Raw genomic sequence first — 219 nt, 5'->3', positions numbered from 1 at the left:
GTTTGATTTGAATTTTGGTTATTTGGCGTTTGGTTGCTTGATTCTGGGTTACTTGGTGTTGGTGTTGGTGTGGTGGTGCTACCTTGTGAATTTGAGCTTTGAGAGTTGTTATTTTGGTTATTATTATTGCTTGGGTCTTGGGTGTTGTTGTTTTGTTGATTATTGTTATTTGTGGTATTTTGGTTATTTGAATTTGGGTCTGATGGTGCTGGGTTTGGC

Annotated in this window: 1 protein-coding gene; it reads right to left on the bottom strand. The window is 37.9% G+C overall.

Going from position 1 to position 219, the window contains the following annotated elements:
• Positions 1 to 219, bottom strand: a 219-nt coding sequence (locus tag CCAL9328_RS11365) for a hypothetical protein (RefSeq protein ID WP_211436861.1), incomplete at both ends; no start/stop codon positions are given.

The organism is Campylobacter sp. RM9328, assembly GCF_012978615.1.
The sequence above is the reverse complement of the archived record's forward strand: the minus strand, read 5'-3'. Positions and strand labels throughout refer to the sequence as shown.